The following is a 17,319-nucleotide window of genomic DNA, read 5'->3' as shown; positions in this document are numbered from 1 at the left end:
ATCATTTGTTACTTTTGCCAAGTATTAAACCAGATATATAACTTAACAATCCCTATTTTAGGGTGACTGTAACTAATCTTAATTCAAAATGTGTAAAAGAATGAAGTTCTTTTGGACCTCGATGAGGACCAAACTAACTGTTCTGTTGTTATGCTTTGCTTTTGGAGCATTCGCACAGAACTCAACTGTCAAAGGTAATGTTCTTGATGAGACAGGTCAGCCGGTTATCGGCGCAACTGTCAAGGTACAGGGTACTAACATCAATGCTATTACCGACATCGATGGTAACTATTCAATCAATTGTCCTGCTAACGGGACACTTGAATTGTCTTACGTAGGCTACAAGACTGCTTACGTGAAAGTAGGTAATCGTTCGCAGGTAAATGTTACAATGACGCCTGAAGCAACTGCTATCGATGAAGTTGTGGTAACGGCCTTGGGTATCAAGCGCCAATCCCGTTCGTTGGGTTATTCGACAACGAAGGTAGGTGGCGAGGATTTCCAGTTGGCTCGTGATCCTAATATTGGTAACGCTCTCTCTGGTAAGATTGCCGGTGTGAATGTTGCAGGTAACGGTACCGGTTCTACGGGTACTTCTCGTGTAGTGATTCGTGGTAATGCTTCGCTCACAGGTAACAACATGCCTCTCTACGTTGTAGATGGTGTGCCGTTCGATAATACCAACCAGGGTTCTGCCGGTATGTGGGGTGGCTCGGATATGGGTGACGGTTTGAGCAACATTAACGCCGATGATATTGAGAGTATTCAGGTGTTGAAGGGTGCTGCCGCTTCTGCTCTTTATGGTTATCGTGGTGGTAATGGTGCCATCTTGATTACTACAAAGAGTGGTAAGAAGAATCAGCCGGTGTCTATCGAAGTAAACGAGAACTTGACTTTCAACTCTATCTACGACTATCGCGACTGGCAGGAAACATTCGGTTTGGGTGAGTTTGGCCAGAAGCCCACTAATGTTAAAGCTGCTTTAGACGGTGAAAGCAATAGTTGGGGTGCCGTTCTGGATGGCTCTGAAGCTACCAACTTCCTTGGTAACACTTACGCTTACAGCAATGTAGACAACTGGTCTAAGTTCTATCGTACGGGTATTACTACCAATACATCGGCTTCTATTGCTGGTTCTGCACAGAATATCACTTATCGTTTCGGTGCTTCTTACAACAAGGAGAAGAGCATTCTGCCTAATGCTGGTACTCGCCAGGTAGGCTTGAACATGAATACTACTTATGACTTTTTGAAGAATGTTCACCTGACAGTGACCGCTAACTATACTTCGGATAAGTCGAATGGTCGTGCAAACCTTTCAGATGGTAACGGTAACACCAACGCTTCTCTGCTGTATCGTGGTAATTCTTTCGACGTAGAGTGGATGAAGGGCACTGAAAAAGGATGGGGTACAAACCTCGATGGTACTGAAATGATAGGTGGTAATAACAACTATTTTAATAATCCTTATTGGTTACAGTATCGCAAGACCAATGATATGAACCGTACTCGTTTGGTAGGTGCTATCAATTTGCGTTGGGATATCACAGACTGGTTGTACGTTCAGGGTGCTGTTCAGCATGATGGTTACAACCTTGAATACAAACAGGTACAGCCTACTGGTGCTGCTGCTGATCCCAAGGGTTGGATGACTCAGTATTCTAAGAACTTCCACGAGAACAACTATAACTTCCTCTTGGGCTTCAACAAAACATTCGGCGACTGGACTGTCGGCGCTACATTCGGTGGTAACAAGCAGTTTGATATCACCAAGACATTCTTGGTTTCAGACGGTGGTCGTCCGTTTGTAGTAGATGGTTTGTGGTCGGTTAACAACTTGGGTGATAAGCGCCCCGCTATGAAGACAGAGCGTTATCAGGTAAATTCTCTCTATGGTACAGCAGACTTGGGCTGGAAGAATCAGGTGTTCTTGAACCTTACAGCCCGTAACGACTGGTTCTCTACTTTGGCAGATGATAGTAACAGCTACTTCTATCCATCTGCAACACTCTCTTGGGTGTTCACCGATACATTCCGCAATCAGCTTCCTGCTTGGTTCGATTTCGGTAAGTTGCGTGCGGGTGTAGCTTCTGCTTCTAATGGAACATCACCTTACCAGAATCTTTTGCTCTATCAATTACGTAATTATACGGTTGATAAGCAGATGGTAGCAACGCAGAACAATGGCGACAAATATCCTAGCAATACATTGAAACCTGTTCATATCTCTGAGTTCGAAGTAGGTTTGAACCTTTCATTCTTCGAAAGCCGCTTGAATTTCGATATGGCTTATTACATAAAGAAGACTACCGATGACATTGCTGTCGTTTCTACATCTTCTGCTTCGGGTTATGGTTCTAAGGTTGCCAACGTTGGTAAATTGAAGAATAATGGTTTTGAGTTTATGGTGGATGCTTATCCTGTTAGAACCAAAGATTTCCAGTGGAATACTACCTTGAACTTCGCTTACAACAAGTCAAATGTAGAGTTCTTGGGTGAAGGTGTAAATCGTTTGTCTATCGACGGAGCACAGAGCCGTAACGGAAATGTGTTTATTTATAATGTAGTAGGCAGCCCTTATGGCCAGATTGTCGGCAACAAGTATAAGAGAGATGCCAATGGTAACCTGCTGTTGAAGCAAGGCCTCCCACAAAAGGGCGAGCAGACTGTTCTTGGAAATGGTGTTTACAAGTGGACCGGTGGTTTCCGCAACTCGTTCAGCTATAAGAACTTTACATTGGCATTCTTGATTGATGCGAAGTTCGGTGCTAAGATTTTTTCTGGTACAAACTACCAGCTCTACTACTATGGTATGCACAAGAACACGTTGAACGGTCGTACGGTTGAGAATGCAAAGGGTGCTATCGTGGCTGCGGGTATTGACGAAGAGACCGGTAAAGCAAACACTGTTTCTGTATCTGCAGAACATTATTATCAGGCAATCTGTAAAGCTGATATTGGTGAAGAGTTTGTTTACAGTGCAGACTTTATCAAGTTGCGTGAGTTGTCATTGGGTTATACCTTCCCGAAATCAATGTTTACTCGTATGAACTTTGTAAAGGGATTGAGCCTGTCTCTTGTAGCTCGTAACCTCTGGACAATCATGAAGCACACTCCAAACATCGATCCAGAGTCTGCAGTCAATGCAGGTAACGGTCAGGGACTTGAGTTGAACGGTTATCCTACAACTAGAAACATTGGTCTCAATGTGAATATTAAGTTCTAATCATAAATTAATGAGAATCGAAATGAAAAAGATTAAATATATAGCATTAGCTTCGGTATTTGCACTTGGAGTCTCTAGTTGTGGAGACTTTGGGAATCTTAATGTAGACCCGGAGCACTTGAATGAGACCAATGTTCCTTATGCAATGCTGTTTACAAATGCAGAACATCAGGCATTGGGCTCCGACTGGGATATGTGGCGTACCGGTTGTATCTATTCAGCTCAGTTCACCCAGCAACTTACGTCTATTGACTGGTGGGACAGCTATGGCCGTTATAACTACAGCGATGGCTACTCTGCTTCGTTCTGGGATACTTTTAATGGCGACCGTGGAGCTATGCGCGATGTTACCACTTGCTATGATAAGTGGAAAGGAAACGACGAATTGAAGATAGACTGGAACATTGCTCGCGTGATGCGTGTCTATGCTTTCGGTAAGATGACAGACCTCTATGGCGACATTCCTTATTCTCAGGCAGGTCGTCCCGCCCAGTTCTCTTATCCGGTTTACGATAGCCAGAAGGATATCTACGCTGACATGTTGAAGGAACTGGATGAGGCTCAGGCCAATTTGGCATCTGGAAAAGCTGTTATGGGAGCGCAAGATGTTTACTTCGCAGGCGATGCTGCTAAGTGGAAGAAGTTTGCTAACTCTCTCATGCTTCGCTTGGCTATGCGCCTTGTAAAGGTTGATGCAGCTACAGCTAAGACGTATGCTGCCAAGGCTTTCGCCAATGGTGTCATCACAGATTATGCTGATAATGTAAAATTGAATCACTCATCAGGAACCGTTTCTGACGATTCTTCAGAACCATTTGCCAAAATCAATGCCAAAGAAGACCGTGAATTCTTCCTCAGCAAGACTTTTGTTGACATGCTGAAGAAGAGCAATGACCCACGTATATCCTTGATTGCTACCGTAGCAAAGACCAATGGTATTAAGAATATAGAAAGTGGTTTAAATGATGAGGATTATGGTGATATGAGCCCTGAAGCACAAGAAGGTCTCCTTTCTGGTGGTTATAGCTTGAATCCTACCAGTCCTTATGCAATGGCCAACGTAGATGAAAGGTTTGAGAAAAAGAAAGAGAATATTCTAGAAATTATAGTGAAGGATAATAAGAGAGATACCATCTATTGGTATAATCGTTATACTAACTATTTCTCTATCCCCAACCGCTACACCTATAACGACCCCACAGCACCTACATTCGTTGTAACAGCTGCACAGACCAACTTCTTGTTGGCCGAGGCTGCGGTTCGTGGATACATCAGCGGCGACGCTAAGAAGTTTTATGAGGATGGTGTGAAAGCTGCATTCTTGCAGTTCCAGCAGTTCCCCAATGCCGGTAAGATTTATCAGCAGTATCTGGCTGGCAAAGTAGATGCCTATCTCGCAGCAAATCCTTACAATGCAGCTAAGGCTTTGGAGCTGATTAATACCCAGTATTACATCACAACCTTTGGCGATCCGCATGAAGTGTTTGCTAACTGGCGCCGTTCAGGTTTCCCAATATTGCAGCCTGCTGCAATGGCTAAGATGGATGGTGGGAGTGCTACAGCTAATGGTTCTATCCCACGTCGTTTCATCTATCCTAGCAAGGAATCACAGGTGAATAAGGCTAATTATGATGCAGCTATTGCTCGTCAGGGTGCCGACCGATTCGATACACGTGTATGGTGGGACGCTAAGTAAACTTACTTACTCATTTTAAATACGGCGAGTGCATTCTGTTGAGTGCACTCGCTTTTTTGTTATACGTCCTGAAGTGCTTTTCCGTCGCGTCGGGTTGGCTATTTAGAATTTTCTTTGTAAGTTTGCAGCATACTGTATTTGAATAGCAACTAATTATACCTCATGAGACATTTCTTTTTGACAGCGGCCCTCGCGGTTTTCGCTCTTTGCTCGCAGGCAGGACGCTTCCAGCAAATTCTTTTCCGTACATTGCCCGATAGTATTCCCTATCGTATTCCGGCTATTGCCCAGGCTCGTAACGGCAATATCATCGCCGTATCCGATTTCCGCTATTGCGGTAGCGACATAGGATATGGGGCTGTCGACCTTCACTTCCGCGAAAGCAGCGATCAGGGAATGACGTGGAGTGCAGAGCGAAAGCTCGCCGACGGCACAGGCGATGAGTCTGCGATTAAGTGGAATTATGCTTTTGGCGACTGTGCCCTCGTTGCCGACCGTACCAGTTCGCGCGTCTTGGCCATCGGTGTGTGCGGTAAGACCCCTTATCACAAGGCACGTCGCAACAATCCCAACCGTGTAGCTCGTTTCTACAGCAACGACAATGGCCATACATGGGACCAAGGTGAGGAGATTACTGAGAAGATATACCGTCTCTTCGACAAGCACAAGGATGGTCCTGTGCAGAGTCTTTTCTTCGGTTCTGGCAAGATTCATCAGAGCCGTTATGTCAAGGTAGGGCGTTACTATCGTCTCTATGCCGCACTCTGTACGCTCCAAGGCAACTTCGTGGTCTACAGCGATGACTTCGGAAAATCGTGGAAAGCACTGGGCGGTACGACACAATCGCCCTGTCCAAAAGGCGATGAACCCAAGTGCGAGGAGCTTCCCGATGGAAGTGTCATCCTCAGTTCGCGTGCCAATGGTCGCCTGTTCAATGTCTATACTTTTACCAATGTCAAGAAAGGCCGTGGCTCTTGGGATGTACCTATGAAGAGTCCGTCTTTCGAGGGCATTCAGAATGCCTGCAATGGTGAAATCCTGGTAGTCAAGGCACGCCGTGCTTCCGACAATGCCGATGTATGGTTGGCTTTGCAGAGTGTACCCTTTGGTCCGCAGCGTCGCCATGTAGGTTTCTACTATCGTGAGCTTCCTACCACCCATATCGGTACTGCCGGCCTCGTTACCGGCTGGACTCGTGGCTTACAGGTGAGTCAGCAGCTGTCTGCTTATTCCACCATGACCCAGCTCATTGGCGGCAATATCGGTTTCTTGTGGGAAGAAGGTCCGACCAATTACAACATCGTTTACGAAATGTTGTCCATCAGCGAGATTACCGGTGGGCGTTACTTCACGCCTACCTTGACGCGCAATACGCTCTAGAAGCGCCATCCTGCACCCAACATCAAGTGGTTTGGGTATTTGAAATCGTGCAGACTGTAGCCGATATGCAGGAATAGCTTCCGTGTAAAGTGCACTTTCAGGGCGAATGTCTGATACCATTCATTCAGGTCGCCCTGTGCTCCGAGCATATAGTGCCCCACTCCTATGTTGATGGAGAAATACGGCATGACGAATTCGGCACGTGCCGATAAGCCCAGTGCCATCTGTTCCAAAGTCTTCGGCTTGTTCGGAACGAGCGTCACCACCGATTCGTCGTCCTCGTCAAGCGGTTTGTAGATGTTGCTTCCCCTGTCGTAGACGCCGTCGACCGAAAGTCCCGTACTGAGCCAATGATTGATTCCGTACATGGGGTTGAAGTTGAATCCGAAGACACCATATTTACCCGGTATGACGACTGGACCGTCGTCCGTGTTATACCCTAGTTGATACCATGCTCCATAAAGTACAAGGTCATAGTATATGTGACGGTTGAAATGGGGTATGGTATCTTTTTTATGTACCTTTAGCCTGGGTCTGTTCAGATAGTAGGCCAGGCTCATCCGTCCGCCCAATACGTTCAGCCCTGCATTGGGTACGGTGGTGTTTCCGTTGGAGAAGTGAATGGCCGAGACGCCCGCATTCAGGTCGAAATGACGCGAGAGACGGAAGTTCAGGTACACATCGGCGTCTATATAGGCCGTCACGCGCGACCCGATGACCTTGTTGTCCGGATTGCTTTCTGTGTTGTAGGGATGCCATCCCGATGTCAATCCCAGATTCCATTCGTAGTTCAGATTCACCCTTGGCGAGAGCGTCTTGATGCGTGCGCCTTGGAAGATGAAGGCCGACCAGGGATGTCCTAACTGCCAATTAAAGTCGTGAATGGCCACGCCCACTCCCTGGTATGCCCCTTTGTAGATGCGCTCCTTCATGCTTCCTTCGGGGGCTGCAAACGCATACTTCAGTCGGGCAGTAAAGGCATGGTTCATCGTACGCCCTTCGGCGTTACCCCCTTTGAGGTAACGGTTGGTATGAAGGATGGTCGATGGTACGACGTCTGCTTCAAGATGATGGATGGTAGTCGTGGTATCCGGCTCTTGTGCGCATATCCCTGCTGGATACAGGCAACACAGCGAGAGCCAGAATGCAGTTGCTTTCTTCATGGTGATGACTTTCTCAGACAAATTTAGGCTTTATTCCATAAACTTGCAAATATATCCCTTTTATTTTTGCCGACCCAAGGTATTTATCGTAACTTTGCGCAAGTTTTTTTCAACAGTTAGAAGATAACGTATTTTTATGGAATGGCTTGAGGGCTTATTCAGTTTACATTCGGCAATACAGGCTATTGTCGTATTGTCGCTTATCTGCTCGGTCGGATTGGCATTAGGCAAGTTGCATTACAAGGGCATCTCTCTTGGAATTGCTTTTGTTTTCTTTGTAGGCATTGTGGTAGGCAACTTCGGGCTTACCGTCGATCAGCAGATGATTTCCTTTGCTGAAAGTTTCGGACTCACCTTATTCGTCTATACGTTGGGACTCTACGTAGGACCTAACTTCTTTGGAGCTTTGCGCCACGAGGGAGTGGCCTTCAATCTCTGGGGATTGGCCCTAGCTTTGGTAGCCACGCTCATGACCGTTTTGCTGGCCATCTTTACTCCCGTGCAGCTTCCCGATATGGTCGGAATTCTCTGTGGAGCCACCACCAATACGCCGGCGTTGGGTGCTGCCCAGCAAACCTTGGCCCAGATGGGATTGCCCAGTCAGGGCGCTGCCTTGGCATGCGCCGTTACCTATCCGCTCGGTGTGGTGGGTGTCATTCTGGGCATGGTGTTCCTGCGCAAGGTGTTTGTGAAGCCCGACGACCTCAAGCCGCGTATCAAGGACGATGCCGACCACACTTCCGTGGGGCAATTCGTCGTGGTCAATCCGGCCATCAATGGCAAGACGCTGGCCGAAATAGCCAACATGACTCATCGTAAGTTTATCATTTCGCGCATCTGGCGCAACAGTCAGGTCATCGTTCCGCTGGCTGTTACGCGTTTACAGCTCAACGACAGCCTGCTCGTGGTGTCCAACAAGGAAGAGGTAGAAGCCATGTCGCTGCTCTTTGGGCAGCGTGTGGAGAAAGACTGGAATCGCGACCAGATAGACTGGAATGCGCTCGATACCAAGGTAGAGAGCCGCGTCATTGTCGTCACGCGTACGGCGCTTAATGGCAAGTTGCTGGGCAATCTGCAGTTGCGCAATACGTATGGTGTCAATGTGAGCCGCGTTATTCGAGGCGACATCAAGCTCTTGGCCACCGACGACCTTCGGTTGCAGTATGGCGACCGCATTACGGTGGTGGGTGCGCCCGAAGATGTAGACCATGTGGAAAACTTCATGGGCAACGCCGTGAAGACGCTCAGCGAACCCAATCTGGGTGCTGTCTTCCTCGGGCTAATCCTTGGTCTGGCTGTGGGTTCTATTCCGCTTGCTCTCCCCGGCATGAGTGTTCCCGTGCAGCTGGGTATTGCCGGCGGGCCTATCGTCGTAGGTATCCTTGTCGGTTCGCTCGGTCCGCGTGTCCATTTCATATCCTATATGACGCGCAGCGCTGGCTTGATGCTTCGCAAACTCGGTCTGGCGCTCTATCTGGCCGGTCTTGGTCTCGAAGCCGGCAAGCATTTCATGGATACCGTTTTGCGTCCCGAAGGTGTGCTGTGGGTCGGTCTGGGTTTCCTCATTACGGTTGTTCCCGTCATTATCGTCGGTTTCATCGCTCTGAAGACCAAGAAATTCGATTTCGGCACTATCTGCGGAATCCTCTGCGGAAGCATGGCCAACCCTATGGCTTTGAGTTATGCCAACGAGACACTGGAGGGCGAGACGGCCAACGTCAGCTATGCGACGGTCTATCCGTTGAGCATGTTTGTGCGCGTCATCATAGCCCAAGTCATCGTCATGTTCTTTGTCTGAACAGGGCCGACGGTCAGAAGTCGGCTTCGCATACCCATTTCATTGCGTCCCACGGATAAGCTTCGTCGGGCGCAATTTTTATTTCCTCGGCATGCAGATACATCCTGTCGGCCCGTTTTCCGTATAGTTCGTCTCCCACGATGGGGCAGTTGAGCCCGTCCGGATGGGCGCAGTGCACACGCAGTTGGTGTGTTCGTCCTGTCTCCGGAAAGAGTGCTATGCGTGTTTTCCCGTCTTTTCTTTCTATGATGTGGTAGCGTGTCACGGCCCACCGTCCGTGTTCGCGGTCCACTTTCTGCCTTGGTCGGTCCATGATGTCGGGTGCCAATGGCAGTTCGATAGTCCCGTCTGTAGGTCCTTCGGCCTCACCGTCGAGCAGTGCCACGTAGCGTTTTTGTATGCGGTGAGTGGCAAAGAGGCGTTGCAGATAGACGTAAGTGGGCATGTCGAGCGCAGCGATGAGCAGCCCCGATGTGGCCATATCGAGACGGTGTACCATCATCGGTCCGTCGGCTTCAGGGTAGCGTGCGCGCAGGATAGAGGCTGCCGACTCGCGCTTGCTCTTGCCCGGAACGCTCAACATGCCTGCCGGCTTGTCTACCACCACGTAGTGCTCGCCCTCGTCTATGGTGCGCAGTTCGTCGTGGGTATCGGCATCGAGCGGATTGGTTTCTACGTCAAGCCCTTGCAACATCCACTCCAAGATGGGTTTGCACTTGCCGTTACAGGCTGGATAGAACCGTCCGTGGCGTCGCAACTCCTGCTTAGGCGACGCTCCCCACCAGAACATAGCCATCTGTAAAGGGCGCATGCGGTGCTGATAGGCATATTGCAGCAGGCGTGGTTCGCAGCATTCTCCGCTGCCCGAAGGGGGAATGCCGGCTGCCGTTGGTGCGAATATGTCGAGCAAATCGCGTGTTTCTCCGTGTGCATTGAGTAGGGAGAAATGGCTGAAGAGCCATATTTGCAGCGCGTCAGACATTTGGTGTCGTTGGGTCTTGAGTGTCTGGATGCGGTTTTCAAAATCGCCGATTTCATCGCAGATATGCTGCTCTTTTTGGGCAAAATACTGTTTGATGCGCCGTAGTTCGGCTTTTTGGAACTGACTTTCTCTGATAAGCGCGGTTTCATCGAAGTTTTGGCCCGATTGCCGCAGTGCATCGCGCCGCCGTTTGCTCTGCTCCATCAGGCAGCGTTGGGCAGTTATGGCCGTTTGTCCCTCTGCCCGAATGGATGCCAGGTCTTGCTGCCGTTGTCGGTAGGAAGTGCTGCTTTCCAGTTGCACTATTTCGTCGTTGATGGCACTGATTTGCTGCTCGTGGGTCTTGAAATAACCGTCAGGTTGCAGATAGTCGAATACCGCCGGCACGTAGTCGTCCCAGTCGCTGCGCCCACATATTTGTCCGCTGTAGGCCTGTAAATACCCCATTTCACCGTTCTCCAGTGCTACGATGAGCACACCGAACATCTTGCCGGCAGCGATTTCCTGACCAAAAGGGGTGGAGGCCGTTGCTGCCAGTCGTGCCATGAGTTGCCCGGCGGCCGTCAGGCAGAGTGGGTGAGGCTGATAATAGAAAGGATTGTTGAAGCGCAGTGGGCGCTCGGTGCTGTCGGTGAGCCGATGAAATACCATGTGGTCAAAGTTTGCTGCGGTCTAGAATGGTGATGGTCTTGCCGTCGATGCTGATGGCTTTATTGGCCGACATCTCGGAGAGTACGCGCAGGAGCGAATATTTCTGTATGCCGAAGGAGTCGGCAATTTCTTGTCTCGACTGGTCTATCCGCACGGTGAGCGAGCCTTGCTTGCCGGCAGCTTCGAGCAGAAAGTAGGCCACTTTCTCGCGCACGGTGAGCAGCGACAGCACTTTCATCTTACGGGTCAGGAATGCGTCGATGTCGGAAAGCACGCGGATAAAGTTCAGGTTCAGTTTCGGGTCGTTGTTCATCAGTTCCATGAACACTTCGGGCTTCATGCGAAGCACAGATACCCTGGTGTCGGTCTCCACGCTCACGGGCATCTTGTTGTCTTGGGCGAAGATGAAGGCCGGGGCTACGATGTCGCCCTTGGTGAGTCGGCTCACCTCTACCTGCTTGCCACTGATGCCCACCATGCGGCATATCAGTGTACCGCTCACTACGATGTCGACATACTGACACGGCATGCCTGTGAGCGCGAATACATCCTTTTTGTCGTATTCCACGATACGGTAGCGGGCTGCCGAGAGTGTCATTTCTATTTCCATGTCGCTCATGTCGGCGAAGAGCGGACATTGTTTGAGTGCTTTCAGAATCTTATTATCCATGAGTACAAATATACGAAAAATCCAGCTTTTTTCGTATATTTGTGCCAATTAATCGTTTTGGCGATTACACGAATAGTCGAATCCTTTAAAGAGTGCTTTATGTCTATTACCATTAAATCAATCAAAGGCTATTATTTCTTGGATGTATGGATAATGGCCAACATCGTGCAACAGGCTACGTTGGCTTTTTGTAAGAGTTACCTGAACCGGCATAACGACCCATGTGGACGTCTCTACGACCAGATGACGATGGCAGCACGGTCGGTGACGGCTAATATTGCTGAAGGGTGTTCCAGGCATCAGACCTCACGTGAGACAGAGATGAAACTCAATGATGTGGCTCGGGCCAGTCTTTCCGAATTGCTTGGCGACTTCTTTAGTCTGTCGTTACAAATGGGCTGTGAGCCGTGGCCGAAACATTCGGTGGATTACCGGAAATTTACTGCGATTCAATTATCGCCTCCTCAGTATAGCGAGGATATAGAACATGATGCTTGGGTGCATATTCAGCGAGAGCGTAAAAAATTTGCACCGTGGACGGAATGTACCGAATTGTCCATACGCCTGAATGCCATGATGCTGCTTATCAATCGAAATATCTCTATGTTGCAGAAGATGATAGCTGGTCAGTTAGAGCGTTTTAAGCAGGAAGGTGGATTTACGGAGAATCTGACCCAAGAGCGTGTCAGCACGCAAAGGGAACTTGCAGTAGCTCAAGGAGCGCCGTCTTGTTCGACATGTGGTAAGCCTATGATACGGCGTATGGCTAAGAGGGGTATCAATGCGGGGCATGATTTTTGGAGCTGTAGTGACTATCCTAACTGTCAAGGAACAAGAAACATATAATACTGCAAAGCCCCGGCAGCGTTACTGTCTGGCCTTTGCAGCAGTGCTGTTCGGGCTTTGCAGCGATATTGCAGAGCCTTTGCAGTAAATTGGATATAATTTGTTGTGATTGCATCAATTATCAGAAAAATTACTGCCAACCTCCATCATTGGGCTTTAGACAGATGGTTATAATCCCGTCACCATCTGCTTCTCTCTCAATTATTCTGTAAAAAAATAGGGCTGCCATTGTCACGATATATGAATATTTAGATTACCTTTGCATACAGAAGCAATGTCGGGGCTGTATTCCGGATTCTTGGAATGCCGGCTCTGACGTGTCATTATCAATGTATCTATGCGCAAGGTAATAGGAATCGGGGAAACAGTACTCGATATTATATTTAAGAACGGGCAGCCCATCTCGGCAGTTCCTGGTGGTTCTTCGTTCAATGCTACCATCTCTTTGGGACGGTCGGGGGTGAATACCACGTTCATCGGTGAGGCCGGCAACGACAGGATAGGGGAATATGTGGTAAGTTTTCTGCGCGACAACGGCGTGAATGCCGACAGCGTGAATGTGTTTGCAGAGAGCAAGTCGCCCATCTCTCTGGCGTTCCTAGACGAGAAAAACAATGCCGATTACATCTTTTATAAAGACCATCCGCACGACCAACTCGACTTTATCTATCCCGACGTGCAGCGCGACGATGTGGTGCTTTTCGGCTCATTTTTTGCAGTGAATCCTGTTATCCGTCCGCAGGTGTCGGCTTTTCTGGAGTATGCCCACAGTCGCGGAGCCATCCTCTACTACGATGTGAACTATCGTGCGTCGCACCGCAATGAGATTATGAAGATTACGCCGAATCTCATTGAGAATCTGGAGTATGCCGATATTGTGCGCGGAAGTATCGAGGATTTTGAGATACTCTATCGCCTGAAAGAGCCTGAAAGGGTGTATAATGCCGAAATATCATTCTATTGCAAGAAGTTTATCTGCACCTGTGGCGATGCTCCTACGGAACTGCGGGCCGAGAATAAGTTGGCTAAGCGTTATCCGGTGGCAGATACCGACGTGGTGAGTACCATCGGGGCAGGCGACAACTTCAATGCCGGATTCATCTATGGACTGCTGAAGGGTGGGGTGACGCGCGACGATATAGACCGCGGACTGAGCGAAGAGCAGTGGGACAAGGCCATCGGCTACGGGCAGATGTTCTCGGCCGAGAGTTGCAAGGATATTTATAACTACGTGTCGGCGGAGTTTGGAAATAAAATGAAATCTTTAAACGTTTAGACGAAATCATGATAGAATTAAAAAACAAAATCTACTATGTAGGTGTCAACGACCGCAACAAGAGTCTGTTTGAAGGACTGTGGCCTCTACCTTCGGGAGTAACGTACAACTCGTATCTGATAGATGATGACAAGGTGTGCCTGATTGATTCGGTAGAGGTAGATTTCTTTTCGCAGTTCATAGAGAGTCTCCACGAGGTGTTGGGCGACCGGAAGATAGACTATCTGGTGGTGAACCACATGGAGCCGGACCATAGCGGTTCGATTAAGTTGCTGCGCAAGTATTATCCCGATATACAGGTGATAGGCAATAAAAAATCGTTTGATTTGCTGAGTGGTTTCTATGGGGTAGACGATAATCATCTGGAGGTGAAGCACGGCGATACGCTCGAATTGGGGCATCATACGCTGAAGTTCTTCATGACTCCGATGGTACATTGGCCTGAGACCATGATGACCCTCGATGTCACAGACCATGTACTGTTTTCGGGAGATGCCTTCGGTTGCTTCGGTGCATTGAACGGTGGACTGCTCGACAGCGACATTAATACCGAATGGGCATGGCTGGAAATGACACGCTATTACAGCAATATTGTGGGCAAATATGGTACGCCTGTGCAGAATGCACTGAAGAAGTTGGCCGGCGAACAGATAGATTATATCTGCTCTACTCACGGGCCTGTATGGCACGAATATGCCGACCGCGTGGTGTCTCTGTACGACCGTATGTCGAAGTATGAGACCGAACCGGGGCTGGTGATATGCTATGGGACGATGTATGGCAATACCGAGCGCATGGCAGAGTGTATTGCCCGTGCGGCTTCGCAGGCTGGTGTGAAAAATATCATGGTGTATAACGTGTCGAAGACACATCACTCTTACATCCTGCGTGACATCTTCCGTTATCGTGGATTGATAGTAGGTGCACCGACTTATAACAACGGTCTCTATCATGAAATGGACGTTCTGTTGCAGGAAATTGCCAATCGCGATATCAAGAACCACTATATCGGTTGGTTCGGAAGCTACGGCTGGGCCAGCAAGGCTGTTCAGAAAATAGGTGAATGGAACGAACAGCACATCCATTTCGATGTGGTGGGCGAGCCGGTGGAGATGAAACAGGCACTCACGGAAGAGACAAAGGAGAAGTGCCGTGCGCTCGGTCGGGCAATGGCCGAGAAGCTGAGAGGATAAACTCTATAAACGCAAATGTGCTGACAGGGATTCCCTTCGACAGATTGGAATCCCTGTCAGCACTTTGTTTGTTTGATGGCTTGGAGACCGACTGGCTATTCTTCCGAAAGAACAGTCTTTAGTTCGTCCAACGAACTGACGGGTATAATCATGCGGTGATAGTCTCCGCGGATGAATCCCCGTTGCTGCATGTCGTCCAGGAGTTCGATGGTCTTATCCCAGAAGCCCTTGATGTTGTAGAGTACCACGCGCTTGTCGTGATAGCCGATAGACTTGGAAGCCGCCATTGAGAAAATCTCGTCGAGCGTACCCACACCTCCCGGAAGGGCGATGGCGATGTCGGTATGCAGAAGCATGAGCTGTTTGCGGTCGTTCAGGTTGTCGCATGGTATTTCCACATCGTTGTATTTCGACGTGTGACCGTGTTCCTCCACCTTCGTCGGTACGACTCCGATTGTTTGTCCGCCATGCTTGTGTACGGTCTTGGCGATACACTCCATCAATCCCAGGTCGGTTCCGCCATATACCAGCGTGTGCCTGTTGGCAGCCATCCATGCCCCCAGTTCCTCGGTCGCCTTGAAGAAATCCGGGTCGATATTGTTGTTGGCTGAACAAAATACTGTAATCTTCATACTGTCTTTTTTGAATCGAATCCTGCAAATATAGTAAATTCATGCGATATATCCAACTTCCATCGTCTCGACATCATCCTGTATCGATGATGTACCTCGCCCTGAAGCCCCTTGTTGTCCCCAATTCATTCTTTTAAAAGAAAATATTTGGTTGTTTCCCAGAAACACCGTATCTTTGCATCCGCAAACTTATTCCGCCTTGGAATAAGCCGGACTTGTAGCTCAGTTGGTTAGAGCAACAGACTCATAATCTGGAGGTCCCTGGTTCAAGCCCAGGCTGGTCCACAACGAAAATCAAGCACTTACAAAGATTTTGTAAGTGCTTTTTTTTATGGTATTTTTATTACTTGTCCGCTTTTGAACCAAACTTTGGGAAATGTTATAGAGAGTTTGAAATAAAAACAAATAGTATGGAACTGTTGTGGATATTATATTTTGCAGTGCAAATTTTGGCTGTACCAACCGTTATAGGGGCAGTCCTTGCGTTCTTTCTCACTAGACAGCAAAATGATGAGGGCAGGATATGGAGGGTTGTTGGATACATCGTATATACTCTTCTGTTTGCAGCAGTTTCCTATTATCTCTTTTCTCCCGTCCTAGGCAATGTTGCGACTTTGGCGTTTTGCTTATACTGTTCAGTGTGGCGATGAATAAAATGCTTTGCAAAAGACTGCATTATTAAAACGGATTTACTATCTTTGTGCATAAAGGTTTTCTAAAATGGAAGATGACCGTGCTATATCAGTCGACATCTTTGAGAACTATCCTGACTTATGTCCGACATTCAGACTCCGCAGCAACGACATGCAAACATGGCTGCCATACATGGCAAGGACACAAAACCGGAAATGGTTGTGCGCCGTTATCTGTGGGGACATGGATTCCGCTATCGGCTGAACCATCCTCGCTTGCCGGGGAGGCCTGATATCGTAATGCGGAAATACCGCACCTGTATATTTGTCAATGGCTGTTTCTGGCATGGACACAATGTGCGGTTACGAACTACACAAATTGAGAATTCACTTTGCTGTAAGATGCCTAAGACGAACACCGAATTCTGGGTGAAGAAAATACGGAGGAATCAAGAACGCGACCGTGAGGTACAACAGAAATTGGCAGCAATGGGATGGCACTCTGTAACTATTTGGGAGTGTCAGCTCAAGCCGAAAGCTAGGAATCAGACATTGGAGTCTCTTGCATTCACATTGAATGAGATATATCTTCAAGACCACTCCGTCCGGCATTATACTATCCCTGAAGAGGATAGGCAGATGGTAGCGGAAGAAGTTCCACCTTATAATATTGATAGAATATGAAATTGTATATAGCATCATCATGGAAAAACGGTTATTATCCAGATGTGGTAAGACAGCTTAGAGACCAGGGATTTGAGGTCTATGATTTTCGCAATCCACCGTCAGGAAATGCTGGGTTCAAGTGGCATCTGGTGGGGGAGGATTGGCAGGAGTGGACTCCGGAACAATACCGCGAGCAATTACATCATCCTTTGGCAGAGCGACAGTTTAAGAACGATGTGGAGGCGATAGGTTCTTGCGATGTATGTGTACTTGTTTTGCCATGTGGTCGTTCGGCTCACACGGAAGCCGGATGGTTTGCAGGAGCTGGAAAGCCTGTTATAGCGTACATCCCAGAAAAGGTAGAGCCGGAACTGATGTACAAGCTCTTCACTGCCGTTTGCTGTTCAATGGATGAAGTCACAGAGGTGTTGCAAGACTTATCCTCGTGTAGAAGCTTACCCTGATAAGAATGATACTGTTTGACATCCTGTTATCCTAATCTGGAATT

13 protein-coding genes and 1 tRNA gene are annotated in these 17,319 nt (G+C 48.4%); 10 read left to right on the top strand and 4 right to left on the bottom strand.

Translation table 11 applies throughout. The annotated features are described in order from the left end of the window. Positions 1 to 100 precede the first annotated feature (100 nt). From ACZ42L_RS08615 to ACZ42L_RS08605, 3 genes are all read left to right on the top strand, one after another. Positions 101 to 3,226, top strand: coding sequence for a SusC/RagA family TonB-linked outer membrane protein (locus tag ACZ42L_RS08615; protein ID WP_464715839.1), 3,126 nt, complete (start codon positions 101 to 103; stop codon positions 3,224 to 3,226). Between the two features lie 22 nt (positions 3,227 to 3,248). Beyond that, entirely contained in the window at positions 3,249 to 4,922 is a 1,674-nt protein-coding gene (locus ACZ42L_RS08610) for a SusD/RagB family nutrient-binding outer membrane lipoprotein (protein ID WP_464698349.1), read from the top strand. A gap of 162 nt (positions 4,923 to 5,084) precedes the next feature. After that, positions 5,085 to 6,302 carry a sialidase family protein gene (locus ACZ42L_RS08605; protein ID WP_464698347.1) on the top strand — a complete coding sequence of 406 codons (1,218 nt, stop codon included), beginning with the start codon at positions 5,085 to 5,087 and terminating at the stop codon, positions 6,300 to 6,302. Here the strand turns inward: ACZ42L_RS08605 and ACZ42L_RS08600 are convergent. Continuing rightward, the gene (locus ACZ42L_RS08600) at positions 6,299 to 7,465 is read right to left on the bottom strand and encodes an acyloxyacyl hydrolase (RefSeq protein ID WP_464715838.1); all 1,167 of its coding nucleotides are present in this window, start codon (positions 7,463 to 7,465) and stop codon (positions 6,299 to 6,301) included. The two genes, ACZ42L_RS08605 and ACZ42L_RS08600, sit on opposite strands and share 4 nt — an antisense overlap. A gap of 136 nt (positions 7,466 to 7,601) precedes the next feature. Between ACZ42L_RS08600 and ACZ42L_RS08595 the strand changes: the two genes are divergently transcribed. Continuing rightward, positions 7,602 to 9,263, top strand: coding sequence for a putative transporter (locus ACZ42L_RS08595; protein ID WP_464715837.1), 1,662 nt, complete (start codon positions 7,602 to 7,604; stop codon positions 9,261 to 9,263). 13 nt (positions 9,264 to 9,276) lie between these two features. Here the strand turns inward: ACZ42L_RS08595 and ACZ42L_RS08590 are convergent, their stop codons facing one another. Both ACZ42L_RS08590 and ACZ42L_RS08585 read right to left on the bottom strand, forming a co-directional pair. Beyond that, the gene (locus tag ACZ42L_RS08590) at positions 9,277 to 10,896 is read right to left on the bottom strand and encodes a pseudouridine synthase (RefSeq protein WP_464715836.1); all 1,620 of its coding nucleotides are present in this window, start codon (positions 10,894 to 10,896) and stop codon (positions 9,277 to 9,279) included. A 4-nt stretch (positions 10,897 to 10,900) separates the two neighbouring features. After that, positions 10,901 to 11,566 (bottom strand): Crp/Fnr family transcriptional regulator, encoded by a 666-nt coding sequence (locus ACZ42L_RS08585; protein WP_464715835.1) that lies wholly within the window; start codon positions 11,564 to 11,566, stop codon positions 10,901 to 10,903. A gap of 99 nt (positions 11,567 to 11,665) precedes the next feature. On the opposite strand from ACZ42L_RS08585, the gene ACZ42L_RS08580 reads away from it, so the two are divergent. The 3 genes from ACZ42L_RS08580 to ACZ42L_RS08570 all read left to right on the top strand — a co-directional run bounded on the left by ACZ42L_RS08580 (position 11,666) and on the right by ACZ42L_RS08570 (position 14,881). Then, on the top strand, positions 11,666 to 12,412 hold the full coding sequence (locus ACZ42L_RS08580; protein ID WP_464715834.1) for a four helix bundle protein: 747 nt from the start codon (positions 11,666 to 11,668) through the stop codon (positions 12,410 to 12,412). 337 nt (positions 12,413 to 12,749) lie between these two features. Continuing rightward, positions 12,750 to 13,688, top strand: coding sequence for a carbohydrate kinase family protein (locus tag ACZ42L_RS08575; protein ID WP_464698336.1), 939 nt, complete (start codon positions 12,750 to 12,752; stop codon positions 13,686 to 13,688). A gap of 8 nt (positions 13,689 to 13,696) precedes the next feature. After that, positions 13,697 to 14,881 carry an FprA family A-type flavoprotein gene (locus tag ACZ42L_RS08570; protein ID WP_464698334.1) on the top strand — a complete coding sequence of 395 codons (1,185 nt, stop codon included), beginning with the start codon at positions 13,697 to 13,699 and terminating at the stop codon, positions 14,879 to 14,881. A gap of 95 nt (positions 14,882 to 14,976) precedes the next feature. Here ACZ42L_RS08570 and ACZ42L_RS08565 read toward each other — a convergent pair whose 3' ends face one another. Continuing rightward, complete coding sequence (locus ACZ42L_RS08565) at positions 14,977 to 15,513, bottom strand: LOG family protein (protein ID WP_464715833.1); 537 nt, start codon at positions 15,511 to 15,513, stop codon at positions 14,977 to 14,979. A gap of 211 nt (positions 15,514 to 15,724) precedes the next feature. On the opposite strand from ACZ42L_RS08565, the gene ACZ42L_RS08560 reads away from it, so the two are divergent. The 3 genes from ACZ42L_RS08560 to ACZ42L_RS08550 all read left to right on the top strand — a co-directional run bounded on the left by ACZ42L_RS08560 (position 15,725) and on the right by ACZ42L_RS08550 (position 17,275). Further along, positions 15,725 to 15,798: transfer RNA gene (locus ACZ42L_RS08560), tRNA-Ile, on the top strand. A gap of 488 nt (positions 15,799 to 16,286) precedes the next feature. Continuing rightward, entirely contained in the window at positions 16,287 to 16,829 is a 543-nt protein-coding gene (locus tag ACZ42L_RS08555) for a very short patch repair endonuclease (protein ID WP_464698331.1), read from the top strand. Further along, positions 16,826 to 17,275 (top strand): hypothetical protein, encoded by a 450-nt coding sequence (locus tag ACZ42L_RS08550; RefSeq protein WP_464715832.1) that lies wholly within the window; start codon positions 16,826 to 16,828, stop codon positions 17,273 to 17,275. The genes ACZ42L_RS08555 and ACZ42L_RS08550 overlap by 4 nt, the downstream gene beginning before the upstream one ends. Positions 17,276 to 17,319: the final 44 nt, after the last annotated feature.

The sequence above is a fragment of the Prevotella mikamonis genome, assembly GCF_055381405.1.
The sequence above is the reverse complement of the archived record's forward strand: the minus strand, read 5'-3'. Positions and strand labels throughout refer to the sequence as shown.

Coding starts and splice junctions, on each gene's coding strand:
- ACZ42L_RS08615 (WP_464715839.1), top strand. CDS start 101: ATGAAGTTCTTTTGGACCTCGATGAGGACCAAACTAACTGTTCTGTTG.
- ACZ42L_RS08610 (WP_464698349.1), top strand. CDS start 3,249: ATGAAAAAGATTAAATATATAGCATTAGCTTCGGTATTTGCACTTGGA.
- ACZ42L_RS08605 (WP_464698347.1), top strand. CDS start 5,085: ATGAGACATTTCTTTTTGACAGCGGCCCTCGCGGTTTTCGCTCTTTGC.
- ACZ42L_RS08600 (WP_464715838.1), bottom strand. CDS start 7,465: ATGAAGAAAGCAACTGCATTCTGGCTCTCGCTGTGTTGCCTGTATCCA.
- ACZ42L_RS08595 (WP_464715837.1), top strand. CDS start 7,602: ATGGAATGGCTTGAGGGCTTATTCAGTTTACATTCGGCAATACAGGCT.
- ACZ42L_RS08590 (WP_464715836.1), bottom strand. CDS start 10,896: ATGGTATTTCATCGGCTCACCGACAGCACCGAGCGCCCACTGCGCTTC.
- ACZ42L_RS08585 (WP_464715835.1), bottom strand. CDS start 11,566: ATGGATAATAAGATTCTGAAAGCACTCAAACAATGTCCGCTCTTCGCC.
- ACZ42L_RS08580 (WP_464715834.1), top strand. CDS start 11,666: ATGTCTATTACCATTAAATCAATCAAAGGCTATTATTTCTTGGATGTA.
- ACZ42L_RS08575 (WP_464698336.1), top strand. CDS start 12,750: ATGCGCAAGGTAATAGGAATCGGGGAAACAGTACTCGATATTATATTT.
- ACZ42L_RS08570 (WP_464698334.1), top strand. CDS start 13,697: ATGATAGAATTAAAAAACAAAATCTACTATGTAGGTGTCAACGACCGC.
- ACZ42L_RS08565 (WP_464715833.1), bottom strand. CDS start 15,513: ATGAAGATTACAGTATTTTGTTCAGCCAACAACAATATCGACCCGGAT.
- ACZ42L_RS08555 (WP_464698331.1), top strand. CDS start 16,287: ATGTCCGACATTCAGACTCCGCAGCAACGACATGCAAACATGGCTGCC.
- ACZ42L_RS08550 (WP_464715832.1), top strand. CDS start 16,826: ATGAAATTGTATATAGCATCATCATGGAAAAACGGTTATTATCCAGAT.